19 protein-coding genes and 1 riboswitch are annotated in these 20,809 nt (G+C 37.6%); of the genes, 7 read left to right on the top strand and 12 right to left on the bottom strand.

The window, feature by feature from the left end; genetic code table 11:
• Nucleotides 1–340: 340 nt before the first annotated feature.
• The 3 genes from DK865_RS05975 to pabB all read right to left on the bottom strand — a co-directional run bounded on the left by DK865_RS05975 (nucleotide 341) and on the right by pabB (nucleotide 3,822).
• Entirely contained in the window at nucleotides 341–1,702 is a 1,362-nt protein-coding gene (locus DK865_RS05975; protein WP_069367596.1) for an L-serine ammonia-lyase, read from the bottom strand.
• Between the two features lie 184 nt (nucleotides 1,703–1,886).
• Nucleotides 1,887–2,450, bottom strand: a complete 564-nt coding sequence (locus tag DK865_RS05970) for a CoA pyrophosphatase (protein ID WP_023581869.1) — start codon at nucleotides 2,448–2,450, stop codon at nucleotides 1,887–1,889.
• Nucleotides 2,437–3,822: an aminodeoxychorismate synthase component 1 gene (gene pabB, locus DK865_RS05965; protein WP_109391438.1), complete on the bottom strand. Its 1,386-nt coding sequence runs from the start codon at nucleotides 3,820–3,822 to the stop codon at nucleotides 2,437–2,439. The genes DK865_RS05970 and pabB overlap by 14 nt, the downstream gene beginning before the upstream one ends.
• A gap of 112 nt (nucleotides 3,823–3,934) precedes the next feature.
• On the opposite strand from pabB, the gene DK865_RS05960 reads away from it, so the two are divergent.
• Together DK865_RS05960 and yebF are read left to right on the top strand one after the other, a co-directional pair.
• Entirely contained in the window at nucleotides 3,935–4,117 is a 183-nt protein-coding gene (locus DK865_RS05960; RefSeq protein ID WP_023581871.1) for a YoaH family protein, read from the top strand.
• Nucleotides 4,118–4,213: 96 nt separating this feature from the next.
• Nucleotides 4,214–4,603 (top strand): protein YebF, encoded by a 390-nt coding sequence (yebF, locus tag DK865_RS05955; protein ID WP_023581872.1) that lies wholly within the window; start codon nucleotides 4,214–4,216, stop codon nucleotides 4,601–4,603.
• Between the two features lie 105 nt (nucleotides 4,604–4,708).
• On the opposite strand, the gene DK865_RS05950 is transcribed toward yebF, so the two are convergent.
• A complete protein-coding gene (locus tag DK865_RS05950; RefSeq protein ID WP_023581873.1) occupies nucleotides 4,709–4,942 on the bottom strand; it encodes a DNA polymerase III subunit theta in 234 nt (77 codons plus the stop codon).
• Between the two features lie 1,345 nt (nucleotides 4,943–6,287).
• On the opposite strand from DK865_RS05950, the gene DK865_RS05945 reads away from it, so the two are divergent.
• Complete coding sequence (locus tag DK865_RS05945) at nucleotides 6,288–7,760, top strand: alanine/glycine:cation symporter family protein (protein WP_109391437.1); 1,473 nt, start codon at nucleotides 6,288–6,290, stop codon at nucleotides 7,758–7,760.
• Nucleotides 7,761–7,871: 111 nt separating this feature from the next.
• On the top strand, nucleotides 7,872–8,711 hold the full coding sequence (locus DK865_RS05940; RefSeq protein WP_109391436.1) for an N-acetylmuramoyl-L-alanine amidase: 840 nt from the start codon (nucleotides 7,872–7,874) through the stop codon (nucleotides 8,709–8,711).
• A gap of 135 nt (nucleotides 8,712–8,846) precedes the next feature.
• On the opposite strand, the gene brnQ is transcribed toward DK865_RS05940, so the two are convergent.
• From brnQ to DK865_RS05925, 3 genes are all read right to left on the bottom strand, one after another.
• Nucleotides 8,847–10,193 carry a branched-chain amino acid transport system II carrier protein gene (gene brnQ, locus DK865_RS05935; protein WP_023581876.1) on the bottom strand — a complete coding sequence of 449 codons (1,347 nt, stop codon included), beginning with the start codon at nucleotides 10,191–10,193 and terminating at the stop codon, nucleotides 8,847–8,849.
• 302 nt (nucleotides 10,194–10,495) lie between these two features.
• Nucleotides 10,496–11,302 carry a sugar-phosphatase gene (gene yidA / locus DK865_RS05930; protein ID WP_109391435.1) on the bottom strand — a complete coding sequence of 269 codons (807 nt, stop codon included), beginning with the start codon at nucleotides 11,300–11,302 and terminating at the stop codon, nucleotides 10,496–10,498.
• Nucleotides 11,303–11,429: 127 nt separating this feature from the next.
• Entirely contained in the window at nucleotides 11,430–11,816 is a 387-nt protein-coding gene (locus DK865_RS05925; protein WP_109391434.1) for a helix-turn-helix domain-containing protein, read from the bottom strand.
• A gap of 360 nt (nucleotides 11,817–12,176) precedes the next feature.
• Between DK865_RS05925 and mgrB the strand changes: the two genes are divergently transcribed.
• Entirely contained in the window at nucleotides 12,177–12,332 is a 156-nt protein-coding gene (gene mgrB / locus DK865_RS18800) for a PhoP/PhoQ regulator MgrB (protein WP_226892284.1), read from the top strand.
• 149 nt (nucleotides 12,333–12,481) lie between these two features.
• Nucleotides 12,482–13,864 (top strand): amino acid permease, encoded by a 1,383-nt coding sequence (locus DK865_RS05915; RefSeq protein ID WP_023581879.1) that lies wholly within the window; start codon nucleotides 12,482–12,484, stop codon nucleotides 13,862–13,864.
• A 95-nt stretch (nucleotides 13,865–13,959) separates the two neighbouring features.
• On the opposite strand, the gene pagP is transcribed toward DK865_RS05915, so the two are convergent.
• Nucleotides 13,960–14,595: a lipid IV(A) palmitoyltransferase PagP gene (pagP, locus tag DK865_RS05910; RefSeq protein WP_036912760.1), complete on the bottom strand. Its 636-nt coding sequence runs from the start codon at nucleotides 14,593–14,595 to the stop codon at nucleotides 13,960–13,962.
• A gap of 714 nt (nucleotides 14,596–15,309) precedes the next feature.
• Nucleotides 15,310–15,398: riboswitch (TPP riboswitch) on the top strand.
• Between the two features lie 51 nt (nucleotides 15,399–15,449).
• Between pagP and thiD the strand changes: the two genes are divergently transcribed.
• The gene (gene thiD, locus DK865_RS05905) at nucleotides 15,450–16,247 is read left to right on the top strand and encodes a bifunctional hydroxymethylpyrimidine kinase/phosphomethylpyrimidine kinase (RefSeq protein WP_036912764.1); all 798 of its coding nucleotides are present in this window, start codon (nucleotides 15,450–15,452) and stop codon (nucleotides 16,245–16,247) included.
• 50 nt (nucleotides 16,248–16,297) lie between these two features.
• On the opposite strand, the gene fbaB is transcribed toward thiD, so the two are convergent.
• The 4 genes from fbaB to baeR all read right to left on the bottom strand — a co-directional run bounded on the left by fbaB (nucleotide 16,298) and on the right by baeR (nucleotide 20,793).
• Nucleotides 16,298–17,347, bottom strand: coding sequence for a class I fructose-bisphosphate aldolase (gene fbaB, locus DK865_RS05900; RefSeq protein ID WP_006533078.1), 1,050 nt, complete (start codon nucleotides 17,345–17,347; stop codon nucleotides 16,298–16,300).
• Between the two features lie 49 nt (nucleotides 17,348–17,396).
• Nucleotides 17,397–18,290 (bottom strand): lipid kinase YegS, encoded by an 894-nt coding sequence (gene yegS, locus DK865_RS05895; RefSeq protein WP_109391433.1) that lies wholly within the window; start codon nucleotides 18,288–18,290, stop codon nucleotides 17,397–17,399.
• Nucleotides 18,291–18,586: 296 nt separating this feature from the next.
• Complete coding sequence (gene trhP / locus DK865_RS05890; protein WP_023581883.1) at nucleotides 18,587–19,966, bottom strand: prephenate-dependent tRNA uridine(34) hydroxylase TrhP; 1,380 nt, start codon at nucleotides 19,964–19,966, stop codon at nucleotides 18,587–18,589.
• A gap of 119 nt (nucleotides 19,967–20,085) precedes the next feature.
• Complete coding sequence (gene baeR, locus DK865_RS05885; protein WP_023581884.1) at nucleotides 20,086–20,793, bottom strand: envelope stress response regulator BaeR; 708 nt, start codon at nucleotides 20,791–20,793, stop codon at nucleotides 20,086–20,088.
• Nucleotides 20,794–20,809: the final 16 nt, after the last annotated feature.

Raw genomic sequence — 20,809 nt, 5'->3', positions numbered from 1 at the left:
GATGAATAATTAACCGTATAATAAGTAATGGGTTTTAATTATTTTTATAATAAAAACTCTATTTTTATAGAAATGAATACACCTGAAAATTATAAGCTTTATTTTCTACAAAATTAAATGAATATTAAATGAGCCTATATTTAATACGTATATTTAATGCTTGTATTTAATATAGGAAAATAAGAAAGATTTACGTTATAAAAAATATATTACTTAATTTTAAATGTGTATTTTATGATTATTATCTTTAGTTATCTAAGAGTTAAACGATGATTGTAATCAAGTCGCTAAAATAAAAAAGCCATTCAAAATGAATGGCTTTTCGTCTAAATCGTGTTAATTAGTCACACTGTACTTTGATTGCAAGACCACCGCGAGATGTTTCGCGGTATTTAGCATTCATATCTTTACCCGTTTCATACATGGTTTCAATGACCTTATCGAGAGAAACACGAGGTTCACTGGTACGACGGATTGCCATACGTGCGGCATTAACAGCTTTAACTGAAGCAATAGCATTACGTTCAATACAAGGAACTTGAACTTGACCTGCAACAGGGTCACAAGTTAAACCAAGGTTGTGTTCCATACCGATTTCAGCAGCAATACAGACTTGCTCTGGACTTCCACCTAATAATTCAGCAAGACCCGCAGCGGCCATTGAACAAGCTACGCCAACTTCGCCTTGACAACCGACTTCAGCACCTGAAATAGAAGCATTCATTTTGTAAAGAATACCAATGGCGCCGGATGCTAAGAAATAGCGTAAGTAGGTTTCTTGTGTAACAGGTTCTATGCAACGATCGTAGTAAGCTAATACCGCAGGAACGATCCCACATGCACCATTTGTTGGTGCTGTGACAACGCGTCCACCGGCTGCGTTTTCTTCATTTACTGCCAGTGCAAACATATTGATCAGATCAACCACTTTCATTGGATCGTTTGACAGGCTGTTGCTTGATGTTAATAAGCGATTTAATGCGGCTGCACGACGTGGTACACGTAATGGCCCCGGTAATACGCCTTCAGTATTTAAACCGTGTTCAATACACTCTTGCATTGTTTTATAAACATCAGCGAAATAAGCATTAATTTCTGCTTGAGTATGCAGATCCAGCTCATTTTTCATCATTAAGCTAGAAATGGATAAACCCGTTTCTTTACAGTGCTTTAATAACTCTTCTGCGCTAGCATAAGGGTATGAAACAGGCTTACTATTTAATGTTGATTTACCGAAGTTTTCTTCATCAACGATAAAACCACCACCAATAGAGTAATACGTTTTTCTATAGACTTCTTTGTCGCCAGCGAAAGCATGGATTGTCATGCCATTTTCATGCAATGATAGGTTGTCATTGCTGAAATGCATGCTTTCTGCTGGGAAATCGACCACTTTTAAGCCGTTTGCTAATGGTAGTTTGCCAGTTTCTTCAACTTCACGAATAAAACCGGGAATGCTGTCAATATCGACAGTCGCTGGTGCATTACCTGCTAACCCCATAATAATGGCGATATCAGTATGGTGACCTTTGCCTGTCAAAGACAAGGAGCCGTAAACATCAACAGCTACGCGAGTGACAGACGCAATCAATTCCTGGCTGACTAAATCATCGACAAATTCTTTACCCGCTTTCATTGGCCCTACGGTGTGAGAGCTAGATGGTCCGATGCCCACTTTAAACATGTCGAAAACGCTAATCACGTCAGACTCCTTAATAATAAGAGAGAGGGTTAAAAAGAATAAAATATAGTTATTTATAGTAAAGGGATCGTTTTTACGATTATATCGTCCCGTTAATGATGTAGTTTACAACATTTTTTTAAAATAGCTAAGTAGAGTTGTGAAGGCGGTGATAAAAAGCACAGACTGAATATAAAATAGCGTGTTAAGTAATATGCAGAGCGAGTCTATGCAAAATAGCCGCGGTTAATCCCCAGACAAGATGCCCATTATAAGGATAAAAGTAGATACGGTGATTTTCGCCAGCACGATGAAAATCTAATGGCTGATAATGTTGGGCATTAAGTACATGGCTTAGTGGCATTTCAAAGATAGAGGCGACTTCAGCGGGGTTATGGCGTAAAGGTAAACCCGCAGGAATAACACCCACAATCGGCGTGACTAAGTATCCGCTAGAACTTTGTAAAGGGGCTAACTGACCAATAACGGATACGGCATTGGGTGGGATCGCCACTTCTTCATGCGCTTCCCTTAGTGCGGTTGCAATAAGGTTGCTATCTTCAGGATCACGCTTACCGCCCGGTAAAGCGACTTGCCCTGCATGAGAGCGTAACGTTGATGCGCGTTCCGTTAGTAATAATGTTGGGTTAGGTTTATTGATAATCGGCAGCAAGACGGCTGCCGATTTTTGTGCATGAAGAGGCTGATTTACCTTGTCATCAGGTAATGTGAGTTGAAAACGATTGATAAAAGTATCAATGGGTGTCATCGATAGTAGACTCACTTAAAACAGTTAATATTTGCCCAAGTTTATCGAATGTTTCTTGGTACTCTTTTTCAGCAACGCTATCAGCAACAATACCACCGCCCGCCCAGCAGTAAATTTTATTTTTTTCAGTCAATAAAGTACGGATGCTGATATTGGTGTCCATTGTGCCACAAAAACTGATATAACCAATTGCACCACAGTATCCATGGCGACGATGAGGTTCAAGCTCCTCGATGATCTCCATTGCTCTGATTTTGGGCGCTCCGGTGATAGAACCGCCAGGGAAAGCGGCTCTTAATAAATCCGTGGCTGTTAAATGAGAAGGTAACTGCGCCGTAATCGTACTGACTAAATGATGTACTGCAGGGAAACGCTCAACGACAAATAACTCGGGTACTTTTACAGTGCCAGTTACTGCAACTTTGCCAATATCATTACGCATCAAATCGACAATCATCAAGTTTTCAGCGCGATCTTTTCGCGAGTTTGCTAATAACTCGGCTTGTTCATCGTCTTCTTTTGGTGATGCTTTACGAGGTAGTGTTCCTTTTATTGGGCGTGTTTCTATTTGATGATCAGCTAAATGAATAAAGCGTTCAGGTGAAATACTCATCACAAAATTGTTGGGTAAACACATAAAAGAAGAGAATGGCGCTTTATTAGCTTTATTTAATGTCAAGAATGCATTCCATTCACTGCCAGTATAGTTTGCACAAAAACGTTGTGCCAAATTAACTTGATAGCAGTCACCCGAAAGTAAGTATTGATGAATTTTAGCAATTTTCTCGTTATATTCATCACTACTGATGTTTGATTGCCAATCTGTTGTTAAGGTAAATGGCGAATCAAGAGATGGAGTAGTTTGGCTTTCTAACCACTGTAATCGTTCATCAATGCTGTGATAGCTAATTAAAGTGGCTTTTTTTAAGTGATGATCAACAATTAGTGCCCAATCATAAATACCAATTGCCATATCTGCGAAATTAAGCTCATTTTTCGCTATTTCAGGTAAGTTTTCAAAGCGACGACCTAAATCATAACTCCAGATACCTAAAGCGCCCCCCAAAAAAGGCAATGATTCATTATGTTCTGGGTGAAAATTGAACTGTTCTAACACAGATTGAATAAGCGTAAAGGGATCTTTTTTGGCGCGTTTTACGGTGCCATTTTTTTCTTTGATCGTTGTTGTTTGTTTGCGAGTTTCTAAAGTCACAGCAGGATCGGAGACAACAATATCAAAACGATTATGAGGATGTTCGGCAAAGCCAGAATGAAGTAAACTAGACCAAGGCAATGACGCAATAGGAGAAAATACCCGCAGTGCTAGATCAGGGGTATAAGTTAATTCACGTTGTTGTAATTGCATATCCATCTTATGACCATGTAAACAAAGTGTGTTGTATTATTCGCACAATAAATTGTAATCAAACAGATTACATTCATGTAAATACAAAATAGACGTTAATAAAGATAAGAGTAACATTATGTTTCTAGGAATGCCTACATTAACACATGAAGAGCAGCAAAAAGCAGTAGAAAAAATTCAATCTCTAATGGCGGATGGAATGAGCAGCGGAGAGGCAATTCAGTTAGTCGCTCAAGAATTAAGAGAGAAACATACAACCCGCGAATCAGTTTCTATCGTATTTGATGATGAGAATGAATAAAACAAATTTTTAACAAATGTCACAATTGTGTTATTAACCCTGTGCTATGCTTAATGGAAACACATCCTGTTTTAAAGGATATTTTCGGGAGGTTATATGAAATTAAGCAAGTTTGTTGGTCAAACAGGGATACTTGGAGCAGGTCTTTTACTTGCTGTTTCTTTTGGAGCATCTGCAGAAAGTATCGAAAAGGTTAATAAAGATATTGTGCGCTCTGCTCCCTTTGCGAGTTGTGTTAATTTAGATAATAATCAACTTGTTACAAGAGTAAAAAATGATTATTTACAAAATCGTTTACCTCGCTGGCAAGATGATAAAAATGCATTAGGACCAAAACCTGTTGCAAGTATTAATGCTAATGAAGTTATCAAGATGGATAATAGCTATCAGATGGTATTGAATGTAAGAGGGGCGAGAACAGATCTTCGTTACAATGTTCAAGTCAATTGTGATGACAATACTATTACTTATGTTTCTCCTAAATAATAGATCGGTAATAGTGGGTTGTAGTTAATCTATTGAAAGAAAAAGAGATAAACCAAGGTTTATCTCTTTTTTTTTACCAAGCTAAAAATAGCAGAGCGTGTTTGACTATTTTTTTACCGGCGGTTCATAGGGTAAACGAGAATAGTGCTGGCTTCTTGCACGATAAAATACCAGCCTTTCTTGAAAGAAGGCTTGAAAAGCTTGAGGTTGTTCTCTTAAAACAGCATCGGCTACAACGGGCATGTTATAGCGCTCTTTAAAAGCGACGCCTGAAGCGGCTAAGCTTATATTCAGCTTGTCTTTTTCTTCTTGTGTTAATTCTGAAAGGTTATAACTCATTATCTTTCCCTCAATAACAATATAAGTAAGGTAAAAGAGTGTGCTTATTAATGCAAGTAAATAAAGATATTAATCATTAATGTAGAGTAAAGATAATGTACTTTATTTAGGACGATTTTTAATCAAGCACATTAAATATAACAATAAAATCTTATTCAGCTCTAATTGTTATACCACTTTATGGGTGTTCCAAATAAGACAAATGATAAAACGAGCATTTTTATCTCTGATTAAATAGACTTTAAAATAGAGAGAAAAGCAATTTACCTATGAAAAGAGTAAATAATATGAATGTTTAATTTGATTTAGATCAATGAAAAGAGTGCGAGATTTTGCATTGAAAATAGGTGAATAATGTTAATTTATCAATTGGATATTTCATTTGTTTTTATTTTATATTATTTGACAAGGGGTTATATTAACATACTGAAATATTGAGATAAAAAAATGCCCTGTTGGGGAAACAGGGCGAAAAATAATACAACACCAGGGAAAAACATAGTATAAATAAAATTAACCAAATGGTTAATAGGTAAACTTACGTGATTATAGATTTTTTTATTAATATGAAACCAAATGTTATTAAACATTAATTAGTATTAAAAAAAATTAGGGTTATTAATGAATAACAAGTGAATAAAAAAGAGAAGAGAAACTAACCAAGAGTATTCATTAAAAATGAAAGATCACAAACCATGTTAGAAATAATACATTAACTAGGTGTGATAAAATAAAAATGTAAAGTTTATTTTTTATCTTATCTTAATATCTTATTAATATTAAAGCATTTTATTGAGTCAACAATATAAAGTATTTATTGTTAATTGGAGTAAAAATGTTTATTTCTCAAATGTTAATTACTAAAATGTTAAATTGAAGATTAGAAAAGGTCTTAATTAATCACTTTAATAGTTCATTTAAATCTTATATTTAGACAAATAGAAAATATTATTAATTGATGTTTTTTTAATCTGTTTATTGTTTTTTCTAAAATGACTGATTAACTTAATGACTAAAGTATTTACTTTACTTTTTCAAGTTAATAAAATAAATAAACAATTATTTATCCTAATGATATGTATGGTTTTTTTATTTTTCAATATTGTTTATTTTAGTTAACGAGATAATTAAATTAAAATAATAACATGTAAAAAAATAAACAAAAAATATACATCTCACACAATATTGTGTTACATTTAGTTCGCTTTTCACACAGTAATTTTTGATATTACTTTAAGACGGATTCGGATCAGTAATTGACTCAATTACACGATATCTGCTGACTTTTTTATTTCAATAGCGATGTAAGGATAGGTTATATACGTTATTATATAAGGGGATTAATTTGACAGGGCTAATAAACTTTGCGAATAACATTTTATGGGGATATGTTCTTATCTACTTACTTCTTGGAGTCGGTATTTACTTTACTATCCGTACCGGATTTATACAAATCCGACATTTTACTCATATGTTCTCTATTTTAAAAAATAGCCATAAGTCAGATAAATCAGGGATCTCTTCCTTTCAGGCATTATGCACCAGTTTAGCTGCGCGTGTAGGTACTGGAAACTTGACGGGTGTCGCGATTGCTTTAACGGCAGGCGGTCCTGGCGCTATTTTTTGGATGTGGGTAGTTGCTTTAATTGGGATGGCGACATCATTAATAGAAAGCACACTAGCGCAACTTTATAAAACAAAAGATGATGATGGTAATTACCGTGGTGGTCCGGCTTATTATATGACGAAAGGACTGAAAATGCGCTGGATGGGGGTTCTCTTCGCCATTTTCTTAATTATCGCTTTTGGCTTAGTTTTTAACGCTGTTCAAGCGAATTCGATTGCTCAAGCTACAGCATCTGCCTTTAATTTTGATCCGCTCTATGTGGGGATCTTTCTGGTATTGACCAGCGGGTTTATTATTTTTGGTGGCCTGCGTTGGGTTGCTCGTGTTGCTGAGCTAATTGTTCCTGTTATGGCAACCGCTTATTTATTATTAGCATTTTGGGTTGTTGCAGATCATATTGAACGCTTACCCGAAGTGTTCATTTTAATTTTTAAAAGTGCCTTTGGATTACAAGAAGCTGCCGCGGGTGCGATTGGCTATGGCATTAGTCAAGCGATGACTCAAGGTATTCAGCGCGGTCTCTTTTCTAATGAAGCGGGTATGGGATCGGCACCTAATGCGGCTGCTTCAGCAACACCGTATCCACCACATCCTGCATCTCAAGGTTATATTCAAATGCTAGGTGTTTTTATGGATACCTTGGTTATTTGTAGTGCCACTGCGGTGATCATTTTATCATCAGGAGTACTCGATAGTTATCCTGATGGTATTAACGGTATTCAATTAACACAATTGGCATTGTCATCTAGTGTGGGAGGTTGGGGGAGTACCTTTATTGCGATTGCAATTTTCTTCTTCGCTTTTACCTCTATTATTGCTAACTATGCTTATGCTGAAAGTAATATGATTTTTCTCGGACGTAATCACACGACTGGGCTATTTCTTTTACGTTCAGCGGTTTTAGCCATGGTCATGTTTGGCGCTTTAGCGGATATGCCTCTTGTTTGGAAAATGGCCGATCTTTCAATGGGATTAATGGCAATGACTAATTTAATCGCAATTATCTTGCTATCTGGCGTCGCCTTAAAATTAGTTAAAGATTATAACCAGCAACGACAAGCCGGTTTACTGCCTACGTTTGATATTCGCCAATATCCAGAATTGCAAGAAGACATTGAAGAAGGAATTTGGGATGAGAATATTGTGCCTGATGAACCTTTAGTTCGATGTGAAAAAGTGAGCAATAACTAAAACAATAACTAACGTAATAATAAAAAAGCGTCAAAACTCAAAACCCATATTTTTTAATATGGGTTTTTTTATTACAATTTAGCTTTGGGAATAATCAATCAAGGATCAGAAATGAGGTCTAGTCGGTATTATATAGGATTACTTATTGCAATAAGCCTCTTAACCAGTTGTGCCAAGCAACCCGTATTTATTGATCGAGGTGAATATATAGTTAAAGTTATTCCTAATAAGCAGGAAACAAATGACTGTGTAAAATATTTGGTGATGCACTATACCGCACTAGATGATGAACGTTCGCTTAAGGTTCTTACTGGGGGGAAAGTCAGTAGTCACTATTTGATCCCTACACATCCTTCATCGATTGATGGAAAACCAGTGATCACTTCATTAGTGGATGAAAAGCAAATTGCATGGCATGCGGGCGTTAGTCAGTGGGGAGAGGCAACCAGCCTCAATAATTGCTCCATTGGGATTGAGATAGTCAATCTAGGTTACCGTGATAATGGCAAGTTTAGGTATTGGTATTCTTATACAGCAGATCAAATCGTAACGATTTCAATGGTAATGAAAGATATTATTGAACGCCATGATATCGAGCCTCAAAATGTTTTGGGTCACAGTGATATTGCTCCTCTTAGAAAAGTTGATCCGGGACCTTTATTTCCTTGGGAAAGATTAGCCCGTCAAGGAATAGGCGCTTGGCCGGATAAGGAATTAGTACAAACTTATTTAGCAGGTAGAGATCCGTCAGAGCCTGTTGATATCGCAAACTTCCAAAAGCTATTACAGCAATATGGTTATCAAACACCAACAAATGGCGTATTAGATAATAATGCACAAAAAGTCGTGAAGGCTTTCCAAATGCATTTTAGATCAGCAAAAGCGAATGGTATTCCTGATGCTCAATCAGAAGCGATTTTAAGAGCATTAATTGAAAAATACCGAACTTAGAGTTTCTTGTAGATGAATAAATAGATAGTAAAAATGTAGATAATTGAAAAGCAAAAAGCGTCTCCAATATAAAATTGGCAAGACGCTTTTTTATTAATTTACAATCAGCATTACAAATTAGGTGTTACATACGAGTTATTTCGCAGTATTTCCTACTGGAAGATTGGCTTCTTTAAGGTTTAAGCTAACAATGAGTGAAATTACAAATGCAATTGCACCGGGTAATACCCAACCTAAGCCATAATCAGACAGTGGGATATAGCTAAATAATTGCAGTAAATCAGCATTTAACCACTTCAATTGTTTCAACGTATCGAAAAGACTCATCAAAACAATGATGGCAATTGTAAAGCGATAGGTAAAGCGAGGCGCTTTTAATTTGTTACGAACAAATTGCAGTAATACCAATGTGACTGCGGTTGGATAAATCATTAATAATGCAGGAATAGTCACTCGTAATAATGTATCAAGACCAAACGTTGATACGATTGTCGTCATTAGTGTAAATACCACAACCCAAAAGCGATAACCTAAACGATGGTGGAATGTCGCAAAGTAGTCTGCTGCGGCACTTGTTACACCCACTAGGGTTGTCATACTGGCTAATAAAACAATTCCTCCCATCAACCAGGTACCTACAGAGCCAAATAACGCATCAACATAGCGTGAGAAAATTTGTCCACCGTTAGTCGCATTGAGCGCGGGATCAGCAAAAACAGAAACAGAGTGGCTTGTCGCACCTAAATAGAAAAGGCACAGATAAAGTGCGGCTAACAGTAAGACTGAAATCATGCCCGCTTTTACGGTAATAAAACCAATCTGGCGTGGTTCTGTAATGCCTTTGGTATATAAAGCACGAGCAACGATGCCGCCAAATGCCATGGCAGAAAGGACATCCATGGTCTGGTAACCATCAATAAAGCCAGAGAAGAAGCCATTTACCGCATAAAGACCGGTTGGTTCACCAATTGGGGAAATCGGTTTAGCCACAACCGCAATGCCTACAACCACCAGCAGGACTAACAGTGCGGGTGTCATAAACTTACCAATGGCGCTTATCATTGTGCCTTGTTTAAGCATGAAGAACATACTTGTGATATTGAAAACAAGTGCGAAAGTAAGGTGTGTTACCGTATTTTTCTCAATCAGACCTAAAGGTAAGAAACCCATTTCATAAGCGGTATTGGTGACACGAGGCATCGCAAAGGTAGAGCCTACAATAAGGTACAGTGCTACCCAGAAAATGACGGCAACCCATGAAGGCAAATCAACAGAAAGACGCTCACCACGTCCGCGAATTGCAACAATAACTAAGGTTAGGAAAGGGAGTAAGACACCCGTCACGAGGAAACCTAACGACGTACTAAACCAGAGGCTTCCCGATTGGAAACCCGCCATAGGGGGGAAAATAATATTGCCAGCGCCAAGGAAGAGTGCAAAAACCATCATTCCAAGAACGAGCATATCTTTTGTAGAAAGCATAACTTAAACTACCTGTCTGTGAAGAAAATATATAAATGATTTATATTTGTTATTCTACATCTAGCCTAATTAACAGCTTAATATGTTGTGAAAATGCAGTTTGAATAACGAAAAGTGAATTGATAGTAACAAATTCTGAAGGATATGTAAGAAGAAAGGCAGATTTAACGCTCATTTAACAGCAATTATAAAATCATAAAAGGCTATGTTTTGGGTCGAAAAGCAGTGTGATCCTCTGCTAAGGATCACAATTGCTATATAATTTTGTAGACATTCGCGATAAAACACAAAAAAGATCGTGTTTAAATAAATTTATTGATAGCCACTGCAACACCGTGCTCTTCATTAGAAAGTGTGACGAATTTAGCGACTTTTTTCACTTCTTCCGGCGCATTTTCCATCGCAACACCTAAACCTGCATATTTCAGCATTGCCAAATCATTACCTTGATCACCAATACACATGATTTTTTCTGGTGTGATTTTCAAATGTTCAGCGACTTTTTGAACTGCACTTCCTTTATTGACATTGGTGTTCAACACTTCAATAAAATAAGGGGCGCTACGTAATATGCTGTATTGTTGATAAATATTCGTCGGAAGATATTGAATGGCATTATCTAAAACGGCAGGGGCATCAACAATCATAAACTTACTAAAATACATATCAGTTTGCATTTCATTCAGTGGACGATAATAAAGCGGAGTCCAAGATAAAAAGGCTTCTTGGCAGGTGAAATGGCTAATATGGCTATTGGTAGTATAAATCTTATTATCGCTGATAACGTGAAAATGGACGCCAATCTCACGAGCGAGGTTTTCGAAATAGAGGTAATCTTCAAAATTGAGTAGATCTTGAATAATAACTTCACCATTATCTGCTTGATGAATTTGGCTACCATTATTGCTGATACAGTAACAATCCGAGGTATTAAGATCGAGTGTTTTTAAATAGGGAGAGATGCCATTAAAGGAGCGTCCAGAAGCTAATACAATCTTAACTCCCGCCTCTTTTGCCCGCCGAACAGCGTGTTTTACTTCTGGCGTAATTTGGTGTTGTTTGTTAAGCAAGGTTCCATCTAAATCAATCGCGATAAGCTTAATACTCATTAGCATCCCCAATATTAAATAAAGCAATCATGATAAAGGAAGGGCGAAGCGGTCTATCATCACATAGCTTGAGTATTATTTATGTGACATTAAAAGCGATCTGTATAATGTCACATAAATGGAAGGGTTAATCACAACAAGGTGATTGTAAATGTAAAGGTTGTTTGGTTTCTAAAATGATCTCTTGATTTTGCCGAAAGTCGAAAGGCGTGATGCCATACTCTTTACGGAACATATAAGTAAAGTGAGATTGTGAACCAAAACCGAAATCAAGGGCGATATCGAAGATAGAGCGCTCGCTGGTACGTAATAAATGAATAGCGCCAGCCAATCTACGCTGACGGATATACTTTCCTAAAGAGGTGCCCGTGATTTCTTTAAAGATTTTCTGCATGTGCCAAAGAGAGTACCCAGAATAAGCCGCCAACTCTTCAAGATGGATAACACGGCCTAAATGCTCCTCAATCCATTTACTTAGCGCGCAAACTAATGCGAGATGATTATCTTGTGGCATTACAGTTCCATTCTATCAATGAAGTTAAGGTAAAAATCAAAATTAACTCCCTAATCTTATACAAAAAATGGCAGACAGAGAAATCCATATTAATGGATAGCTATCTATAATCGTTGGCAAAATGTGTACTTAAAATAATATAAGGTCATTTTACATACAGTTTAGATCGAAATAATGCAAATTATCTGAAGTTTGTCGAGGAAGCGTTTACCTTTCATCATGAAAGTTATGCTAAATTTACGCATAGAGATAATTGATTGTGAATCTTATAACAACAACTCCCTATCTTGTTATCGTATTTAAGCGAATACTTATAATGTGATAAGTCATACTAACAAAATGTATTTAAAGGATTTTAAATTGAACGCAAAGAAAATAATTATTAGCTTAATTATTGCATTAGCCATTACCTTTGGCCTCTATCTGGTGGCTTTAGATAATTTTTGCGATCGAGGAGAGGATTTCCAACAAGGTCTTTGTCGCTTTACCACATTATTCCCCTCTAAACATCACTAAAGATAACTTTTCTTATTATTTTTTCTCCTAGCATAAAATGTATTTGTTATTCAAGTCAGAATGGTGTTTTAATGGTGGCTTGAAATAAACAAAATCGTAAATATTAGTTTACACGTTAAGTTGATAAAATAATAAAGAGAAGAGGATGTATGGCGAGAGAGTCGCGACAGACAGAACTTAAGCGCGGTCTAAAAAATCGACATATCCAGCTAATTGCGCTGGGTGGTGCTGTCGGCGCTGGTCTGTTTCTTGGTATAGCGCAAACTATTAATATGACAGGCCCATCAGTAATATTAGGATATGCTATTGGTGGTTTTATTGCGTTTATGATCATGCGCCAATTAGGCGAAATGGTTGCCGAAGAGCCAGTTGCGGGTTCGTTTAGTCACTTTGCTAATAAATATTGGAGCCCATTTGCTGGCTTCTTATCTGGCTGGAACTATTGGGTGATGTTTATTCTTGTCGGCATGGCAGAATTAACCGCAGCAGGTAAATATATTAACTATTGGTTACCTGATATTCCTGTTTGGGTCTCCGTTGCTATTTTCTTTGTGGCAATCAACTTAATCAATTTGATTAACGTTAAAATGTATGGTGAAACCGAGTTCTGGTTTGCCATCATTAAAGTGTTGGCGATTGTTGGTATGATTTTATTTGGGAGCTACTTACTGGCAAGTGGTAATGGTGGCCCTCAAGCTTCGGTTAGCAATTTATGGGAGTTAGGCTTTTTCCCTCATGGCTTTACGGGTTTTATGTCTGCATTAGCCATTGTGATGTTCTCTTTTGGTGGACTTGAGCTGGTGGGTATCACCGCTGCTGAAGCTGAAAACCCAAAAGTCAGCATCCCGAAAGCGACTAACCAAGTTGTTTATCGCATTTTAATTTTCTATATCGGTTCGCTGTTAGTGTTACTTTCACTTTATCCTTGGACACAAGTTGTGAAAGGTGAAAGCCCATTCGTTCTGATTTTCCATAACTTGGATAATTTCTTAATTGCGAATATTTTAAATGCGGTGGTGTTAACGGCTGCTCTGTCTGTTTATAACAGTGGAGTGTATTCTAATAGCCGCATGCTTTATGGCTTGGCAAAACAAGGTAATGCCCCACATGCACTTTCTCGTATTAATAAACGTGGTGTACCGGTAGTGTCATTACTCTTGTCAGCTATTGCGACATCATTAGGTATTTTGGTGAATTACTTATTACCTGATCAAGCGTTAGAGCTATTAATGGCGTTGGTTGTTACTACCTTAGTCCTTAACTGGATTATGATCTGTTTGGCAAATTTAAAGTTCAGGGCTGCAAAAACGAAAGAGGGTGTAGAGCCTTTCTTTAAAGCACTTTGGTATCCTTATGGCAACTATATCTGTCTTGCTTTCTTATTCATGATCTTAGTGATTATCTTATTTATGCCACAAGTGAATATCTCGGTGATTTTAATGCCATTCTGGATTGCCTTCTTATGGGTCGGATTTAAGATCTCCCGTATGAAGAAAACAGCTAATAGTGCTCAAGTAAGCCAAGACATTTAAGTAGATTGATACATTCTGTTGAATAACAAAAAACGCATCTCAATGATGCGTTTTTTTTGTTTTATATTATTTGCAATTATTCTGAACAGAAAAAATTATTGCCAACGTAACCAAGCAAATAACACGTTACCATTGTTATAAGTCCCTGGTACATAGGTTGCTTGTAGTGAAAGATGTCCATAACCGACAGAAACTAACGGTAAAGGAAGTGGCATAGGAATATAGTTGTATTCATGGCGTGCTGTAATACTCAGGGTAAATCCGGCACCCATACGAAACCCGTCTTTATCACCGGGATACCACATTTTCTCAAAACCATAGCCCATAATAGGTTGTACACGGTTATTGGAGTCCATAAACGCCATCGCATAAAGAGAGTGCCAATCACCATCATTATCATAACGATATTTACCCATACCAAAGCCCCAAGGTGTTTCGTTATAACGATCAGTTTTTTCTTTATCGTAAGTAAAGCGGTTATGCCAAGTCCATACAGGTAAATAGTAATTATATTGGTCATTATCCCAAGTTTGATTGACATTACGCTTGAATTTTCCCCAGTAGCTCTCTTCATTATTAGATTGAGATGGATTGCTGGTGACTTGTGGATTTTCTGTCGTAATAGTCTGATGGGGATTTGTATTATTTTCAGAAGCGAAAGCGGAGGTTGTTAACACAAGTGAAAACAACGCGGTTGCTAATACGCTAGGGTGAAAATAGGATGATGACATAATATAACTCCGAGTACGGCATAAACAATGATTCTGGTGATGACAAATAAATATTACTAATAGTGTTATTTAATCGACAAGTATTTAAGATAAGAGGTATCCGAAACTTTACTTCTTAAATAAAATCGTAAGGGATTAGAATCGGTTAAGAAGAAAAAAATGGATTTATTGTACTGATGAACACCATTTTGTCTGATATTAAATGCTATTTTTTTTTATAATAATGTATTGTTTTTAATGAAAAATTAAGTTTTTATTAGATTTGAAATAAATAACTAATAAATAAGGAAATACAAGATATAATTTAGGTTTAATTCTTTTCAATAGAAAAAATCCACAAAATAGCTATTTTTATGACTTAATTGAAATATTAATAATATTTGCTGATAAAAAGGCATCAATTTCCTGCGGGATAATAGATTAACGAATAAATAGTGTTAAACAAAAAAAGAAAAAAACGGGGATTGGTTTATAAAGCGTTTAGGTTTTGAGGCTTTTATTTCACGGGGCGTCTATTTTTTATGCAGTTCATCCTAAGATGAAAGAGTATGAATGGAAGAATATCTGTTCATACTCTTTCAAAGCGAAAAGGATATTTATTGAGATAATTTTTCTTTGCTAACCTCAAAAATAGCGAATTTATAAATCGAGATTAGCTAGCAAACTAGCATCTTTATCTTGCGCATGCGATACTTCTTATCGCCTGAATTTACAGGCTTTGGCTCGGGGCGCCTTATGGCTGAGATGAACCCGTATAACCTGATCTGGATAATGCCAGCGTAGGGAAGTCAAGGTAACTCTGCTGATTAACAGAGCCCGACTTTTCTGTAACTGGTGAAAGGAGGAGTTAATCAGTGAGATTCAATGCATTGTCTATCGCAGGCACCGATCCTAGTGGTGGTGCCGGTATTCAGGCCGATCTGAAAACATTTTCCGCACTGGGTGTATATGGCACAACCGTAATGACGGCACTCGTTGCTCAAAATACGTGTGGTGTCCGTAGCGTCTATGATTTACCCCCTGATTTTGTTGCCGCTCAATTAGATGCTGTCTTATCTGATGTTCGAATTGATAGTGCAAAAATAGGTATGCTCTCGAATGCTTCGATTATTGATGTCGTTTGCGGCAAACTTCAGCAATATACGATCCCCTTTGTTGTACTTGATACTGTCATGATTGCAAAAAGTGGTGATCCGCTATTACAGCCTGATGCGATTAATAAAATGGTTAATCAGCTTTTGCCTCTGGTTGATTTGATCACGCCTAATTTACCTGAAGCGGCAGCACTGTTAGGTTGTGACGTCGCACAAGATGAAATAATGATGAAGCAACAAGGCTATGCATTGCTAAAGCAAGGATGCAAAGCGGTGTTGATGAAAGGGGGACATCTCACTAAGAATGAAAGTCCTGATTGGTTATTTACTCAAGATGGTGAGTGGCGATTCACCTCTAAACGCATTAATACGAAAAATACCCACGGTACAGGATGCACACTTTCCGCGGCATTAGCCGCTATTCGTCCTCAAGTTTCTAATTGGCAAATTTGTGTTGAACAAGCAAAAGCCTATTTACAGCAAGCATTAGAACATGCAGACAGTTTAGAAGTTGGACAAGGTTTCGGTCCGGTACACCATTTTCATCGCTGGTGGTAATGCGAAAAAGCCCCTTTTGTAGGGGCTTTAACGTGTCGCCGAACTATTTTTTAAGCAATAGTGACAGATTTATTGAGATAAACATCTTGTACAGCATTAATTAACGCAACACCGTCTTTCATGGATTTCTTAAATGCTTTACGCCCTAAGATCAAGCCCATACCACCTGCACGTTTATTAATAACCGCAGTACGAACAGCATCTTCAAGGTCATTATTACCTGAAGCGCCACCTGAGTTAATTAATCCCGCACGTCCCATATAGCAGTTAGCTAATTGGTAACGCACTAAATCAATGGGATTTTCAGTGGTGAGTTTGGTGTAAACACGTTCATCAGTATGACCAAAACCAATCGCTTTAAAGCCACCGTTATTTTCAGCCATTTTTTGTTTAACGATATCAGCACCAATGGTTGCGGCTAAGTGGTTGGCTTGACCCGTTAAATCAGCACTTGCATGGTAATCTACGCCATCTTTCTTAAATGCCGGGTTGCGTAAATAAGCCCATAATACAGTGACCATACCCAATTCATGAGCACGTTCAAATGCCATTGAAATCTCTTCAATTTGGCGACGGCTTTCTTGTGAACCAAAGTAAATGGTCGCACCCACTGCAACAGCACCCATTTCAAAGGCTTGTTCTACACTGGCATACAGTGTTTGGTCATATTGCGCTGGGTAGCTCAGGGTTTCATTGTGATTTAATTTCACAAGAAAAGGGATTTTGTGTGCATAGCGACGAGAAACAGAAGCAAGAACACCATAAGTAGAAGCAACACAGTTACAACCCGCTTCAATTGCTAACTCAACAATATTTTTTGGATCAAAATAGAGTGGGTTTGCTGCAAAAGAGGCGGCAGCAGAGTGCTCAACACCTTGGTCAACAGGTAGAATAGACAGATAACCCGTTCCCGCTAAACGCCCATGATTAAACAGGGTTTGCATTGAACGTAACACGCTATTAGGGCGATTGTTATCAATCATAACACGATCAACAAAGTCAGAACCTGGCAGGTAGAGATTTTCGCTTGGGATGGTTTGGCAACGATGTTCCAATAATGATTTCGCATCAGCACCTAACAAACTTACTATATCAGTCATTACATACTCCAGTTCATGATGAGATGAGAGTGATTGTCATTTATCTACATTAAGATAACAAGTCACATTGAGGCGGTAACCGGCAGTGGATCGCTTCAGGTAACACAATAAATTCAAATTTATTCCCTAAAAGGGGTTCTCCATCTAAATTAAATACCATTTCATGAGAAGCGCTAATATTTACCCAGCGACTTTCACGCTCGATAATCTTGTCATTTTTTTTACGATCAAACAGGCTATTTAAAAGAGAAGGGAGTAATTCGTGTGCTTCAACAATGGTGATATTGAGTTTATTGTCGTTAATTAAAGCGTCGGGGCAGAGTTGCTGTCCTCCACCTGCTTGACGACCATTACCAACACCGAGAATGAGTGATTCACCCTCCCAGTGGAAATTTTCTGCTTCAATCGTGCAATGATCCGCTTTTAAAGAATCGATACTTAAAAGACCATTAATAAAATAGGCGGCTCCACCTAATGCTGATTTTAACGCTTCAGGGGTTTCTGTGGTGATTTTGGTTCCAAAGCCGCCTGATGCCATATTGATAAAATAGTGAGTTTTATTCACCGCGATAACATCAATAGGTATTGCGCGACCTTTAACGGCTAAATTAAGTGCATTTTCCATATCACGAGGGATGTGTGCGCTAGTGGCAAAATCATTTGCTGTGCCTAATGGAATAATACCCAGGATTGGCGGTGATGACGGTGATAAATGAATGAGTTCAGATATAACGCTATTAATTGTTCCATCGCCTCCTGCGGCAATCACCGTTTCGGCTTGTATGTCGATAGCTTCTTGTACAAAACGGCGTATATCACTGGATTCCCAAGTCACCCTTACTTGGAGATTAACACCTTCGTTACGTAATTGGTAAACTGCATTTCTCAATGCATTGTTGTTAGCGCTTTTTCCATTAATGATTAGCAAACTAATTTTACTCATTGATGAGTTCCTTTAATTGAATCACTCTTTTAAAGGTAATGGATATCGGGAAAATTACTATTTTTTTTACAAATGATAACGAAAAAGGAGAGTGCTTTATACAACAGGGAGTTGATAAGAAAAGTACAAAAAGAAAAGGCAAATCCAAGGGAGATTGGATTTGCCAAGGAGGTGGTTCCTAGTCTTACTGTATTCATTCTAGTTCTTTATTTTTCGGAACTGATGATACGGCAAACAAATTATTATTGATGTGATCTGTATTTGAAATTGACTACTTCAAATCAGATTATGACGCTTTACTTCACTTCTACGGCATCAATTTTATGCGGTTGACGTGTTGTTGTACCTTGTAGGTTGCGGATCAGCAGTGCAAAATCTAAATCAACATCTTCAGGAACAGATAAATAAACCATGTGACCATTGCCTGGTGCAACATCCGTTGGTTGCTGTTTTTTATTAAACAGTGTTTCTAGCGTAAATTGAATATTTCCAGTTGGCGTCATTAATTCTAGGCTATCACCTAAAACAAATTTATTTTTAACATCCACTTCAGCTAAACCGTTTACGCGTTTACCTGTGAATTCACCAACAAATTGTTGAGTGTCAGAGACAGAGTAACCATATTCATAAGTTTGGTACGCATCATGGGTATGACGACGTAAGAAACCTTCGGTATAACCGCGGTGTGCTAAGCCTTCTAACGTCGTTAATAATGTTGGATCAAAAGGTTTACCTGCAACTGCATCATCAATTGCACGACGATACATTTGTGCTGTACGAGCACAGTAATAGAAGGATTTAGTACGACCTTCAATTTTCAGTGAATGCACACCCATTTGCGTTAATTGCTCAACGTGTTCAATCGCACGTAAGTCTTTTGAGTTCATGATATAAGTACCGTGTTCATCTTCGAACGCAGTCATATATTCACCAGGACGTTTTGCTTCTTCGATTAAGTAGACTTTATCTGTTGGTGCACCAACACCGAGAGTAGGCTCAACATTTTTAACGGGGATGGGGGTGTATTTTTCAACGATATTACCCACATCGTCTTCTTTGCCTTCTTCGACTTTATATTCCCAACGACAAGCGTTAGTACATGTACCTTGGTTCGGGTCACGTTTATTAATATAACCAGATAATAGGCAACGACCTGAGTATGCCATACATAAGGCACCGTGAACGAAAACTTCTAATTCCATATCAGGAACTTGCTTACGAATTTCAGCAATTTCATCAATAGAGAGTTCACGAGAAAGGATCACACGAGTTAATCCCATTTGACGCCAGAATTTTACGGTTGCCCAGTTAACGGCATTGGCTTGTACTGAAAGGTGAATATCCATTTCAGGGAAAGCTTCACGCACCATCATGATCAAACCCGGATCAGACATAATCAGCGCATCAGGTCCCATATCAATGACGGGTTTTAGGTCACGGATAAAGGTTTTTAATTTAGCATTATGCGGTGCGATATTAACCACAACATAGAAGCGCTTACCTAATTCGTGGGCTTCTTGAATACCTTTCGCTAGGTTTTCGTGGTTAAATTCATTATTACGCACACGTAAGCTATAACGTGGCTGACCTGCATAAACGGCGTCTGCGCCATAAGCAAATGCATAGCGCATATTTTTTAATGAGCCAGCAGGAGAGAGCAATTCGGGTGTAAACATGGTTAATTTCCTGGTTCTGATTTCAAGTCAGTCCCCCACACATTGGGTAGGGGTATATCATAAAGGGGTGGATTCTAGCGCTTAAGTGTAGCGAGGTTCAATGTATTCCTGAAAAAATATCATCGAAAACGGTAAGCTTGGGTTTCCCAACGATAGCCTTGACCATAAATTGAGCGAATAAATTCAATTTGATCGTTCAGTTGCTCAAGTTTGCGTCGTAAGTTTTTAATATGACTATCAATGGTTCTATCCGTCACAATGCGGTAGTCATCATAAAGGTGATCCATGAGTTGATCACGAGTTAATATTTTGCCGGGTTGAGTGGCTAAGGCTTTGAGTAAACGAAATTCAGCCGTCGTTAAATCGAGAATTTTATTGTTGTATTGGATTTGATAAGCCTGCTCATCAATAACGACTAATTTTTCGTTTTGAACAATATCCTGTGGTCGATAAAAACGACGCAATAAGGTTTTGACTCGGGCTACCACTTCTCTTGGACTGTAAGGCTTGCAAATATAATCATCGGCACCAATTTCAAGCCCGAGCAATCTATCGACTTCCTCTGTTTTGGCGGTGACCATAATGATGGGAATATCGGAAAACTGACGTAACTCTTTACAGATCGTGATGCCATCTTTAACAGGTAACATCAGATCTAACAATATTAAATCGTAATGTTGTTGTTTTACGCAATGGCTCACTTCGGCGCCATCTGCTAGCCAATGAGTCTGATAACCGGATGCTTGAAGATAATCAATAAGCAATTGGGCAAGTTTAGGCTCATCTTCAACAATCAGGATTGAATAGGGTGATTCAGATACTGTCATTTATTGGCTCAATGGT

The sequence above is a fragment of the Proteus cibi genome, assembly GCF_003144405.1.
In the GTDB taxonomy this organism is placed as follows: domain Bacteria; phylum Pseudomonadota; class Gammaproteobacteria; order Enterobacterales; family Enterobacteriaceae; genus Proteus; species Proteus cibi.
This window is presented reverse-complemented; position numbering and strand designations above follow the sequence as displayed.

Excerpts from the sequence above, each read along its gene's own strand:
- DK865_RS05970 (WP_023581869.1), bottom strand. The coding sequence starts at position 2,450 with ATGACACCCATTGATACTTTTATCAATCGTTTTCAACTCACATTACCT.
- pabB (WP_109391438.1), bottom strand. The coding sequence starts at position 3,822 with ATGGATATGCAATTACAACAACGTGAATTAACTTATACCCCTGATCTA.
- DK865_RS05960 (WP_023581871.1), top strand. The coding sequence starts at position 3,935 with ATGTTTCTAGGAATGCCTACATTAACACATGAAGAGCAGCAAAAAGCA.
- yebF (WP_023581872.1), top strand. The coding sequence starts at position 4,214 with ATGAAATTAAGCAAGTTTGTTGGTCAAACAGGGATACTTGGAGCAGGT.
- DK865_RS05950 (WP_023581873.1), bottom strand. The coding sequence starts at position 4,942 with ATGAGTTATAACCTTTCAGAATTAACACAAGAAGAAAAAGACAAGCTG.
- DK865_RS05940 (WP_109391436.1), top strand. The coding sequence starts at position 7,872 with ATGAGGTCTAGTCGGTATTATATAGGATTACTTATTGCAATAAGCCTC.
- brnQ (WP_023581876.1), bottom strand. The coding sequence starts at position 10,193 with ATGCTTTCTACAAAAGATATGCTCGTTCTTGGAATGATGGTTTTTGCA.
- yidA (WP_109391435.1), bottom strand. The coding sequence starts at position 11,302 with ATGAGTATTAAGCTTATCGCGATTGATTTAGATGGAACCTTGCTTAAC.
- DK865_RS05925 (WP_109391434.1), bottom strand. The coding sequence starts at position 11,816 with ATGCCACAAGATAATCATCTCGCATTAGTTTGCGCGCTAAGTAAATGG.
- DK865_RS05915 (WP_023581879.1), top strand. The coding sequence starts at position 12,482 with ATGGCGAGAGAGTCGCGACAGACAGAACTTAAGCGCGGTCTAAAAAAT.
- pagP (WP_036912760.1), bottom strand. The coding sequence starts at position 14,595 with ATGTCATCATCCTATTTTCACCCTAGCGTATTAGCAACCGCGTTGTTT.
- fbaB (WP_006533078.1), bottom strand. The coding sequence starts at position 17,347 with ATGACTGATATAGTAAGTTTGTTAGGTGCTGATGCGAAATCATTATTG.
- yegS (WP_109391433.1), bottom strand. The coding sequence starts at position 18,290 with ATGAGTAAAATTAGTTTGCTAATCATTAATGGAAAAAGCGCTAACAAC.
- trhP (WP_023581883.1), bottom strand. The coding sequence starts at position 19,966 with ATGTTTACACCCGAATTGCTCTCTCCTGCTGGCTCATTAAAAAATATG.
- baeR (WP_023581884.1), bottom strand. The coding sequence starts at position 20,793 with ATGACAGTATCTGAATCACCCTATTCAATCCTGATTGTTGAAGATGAG.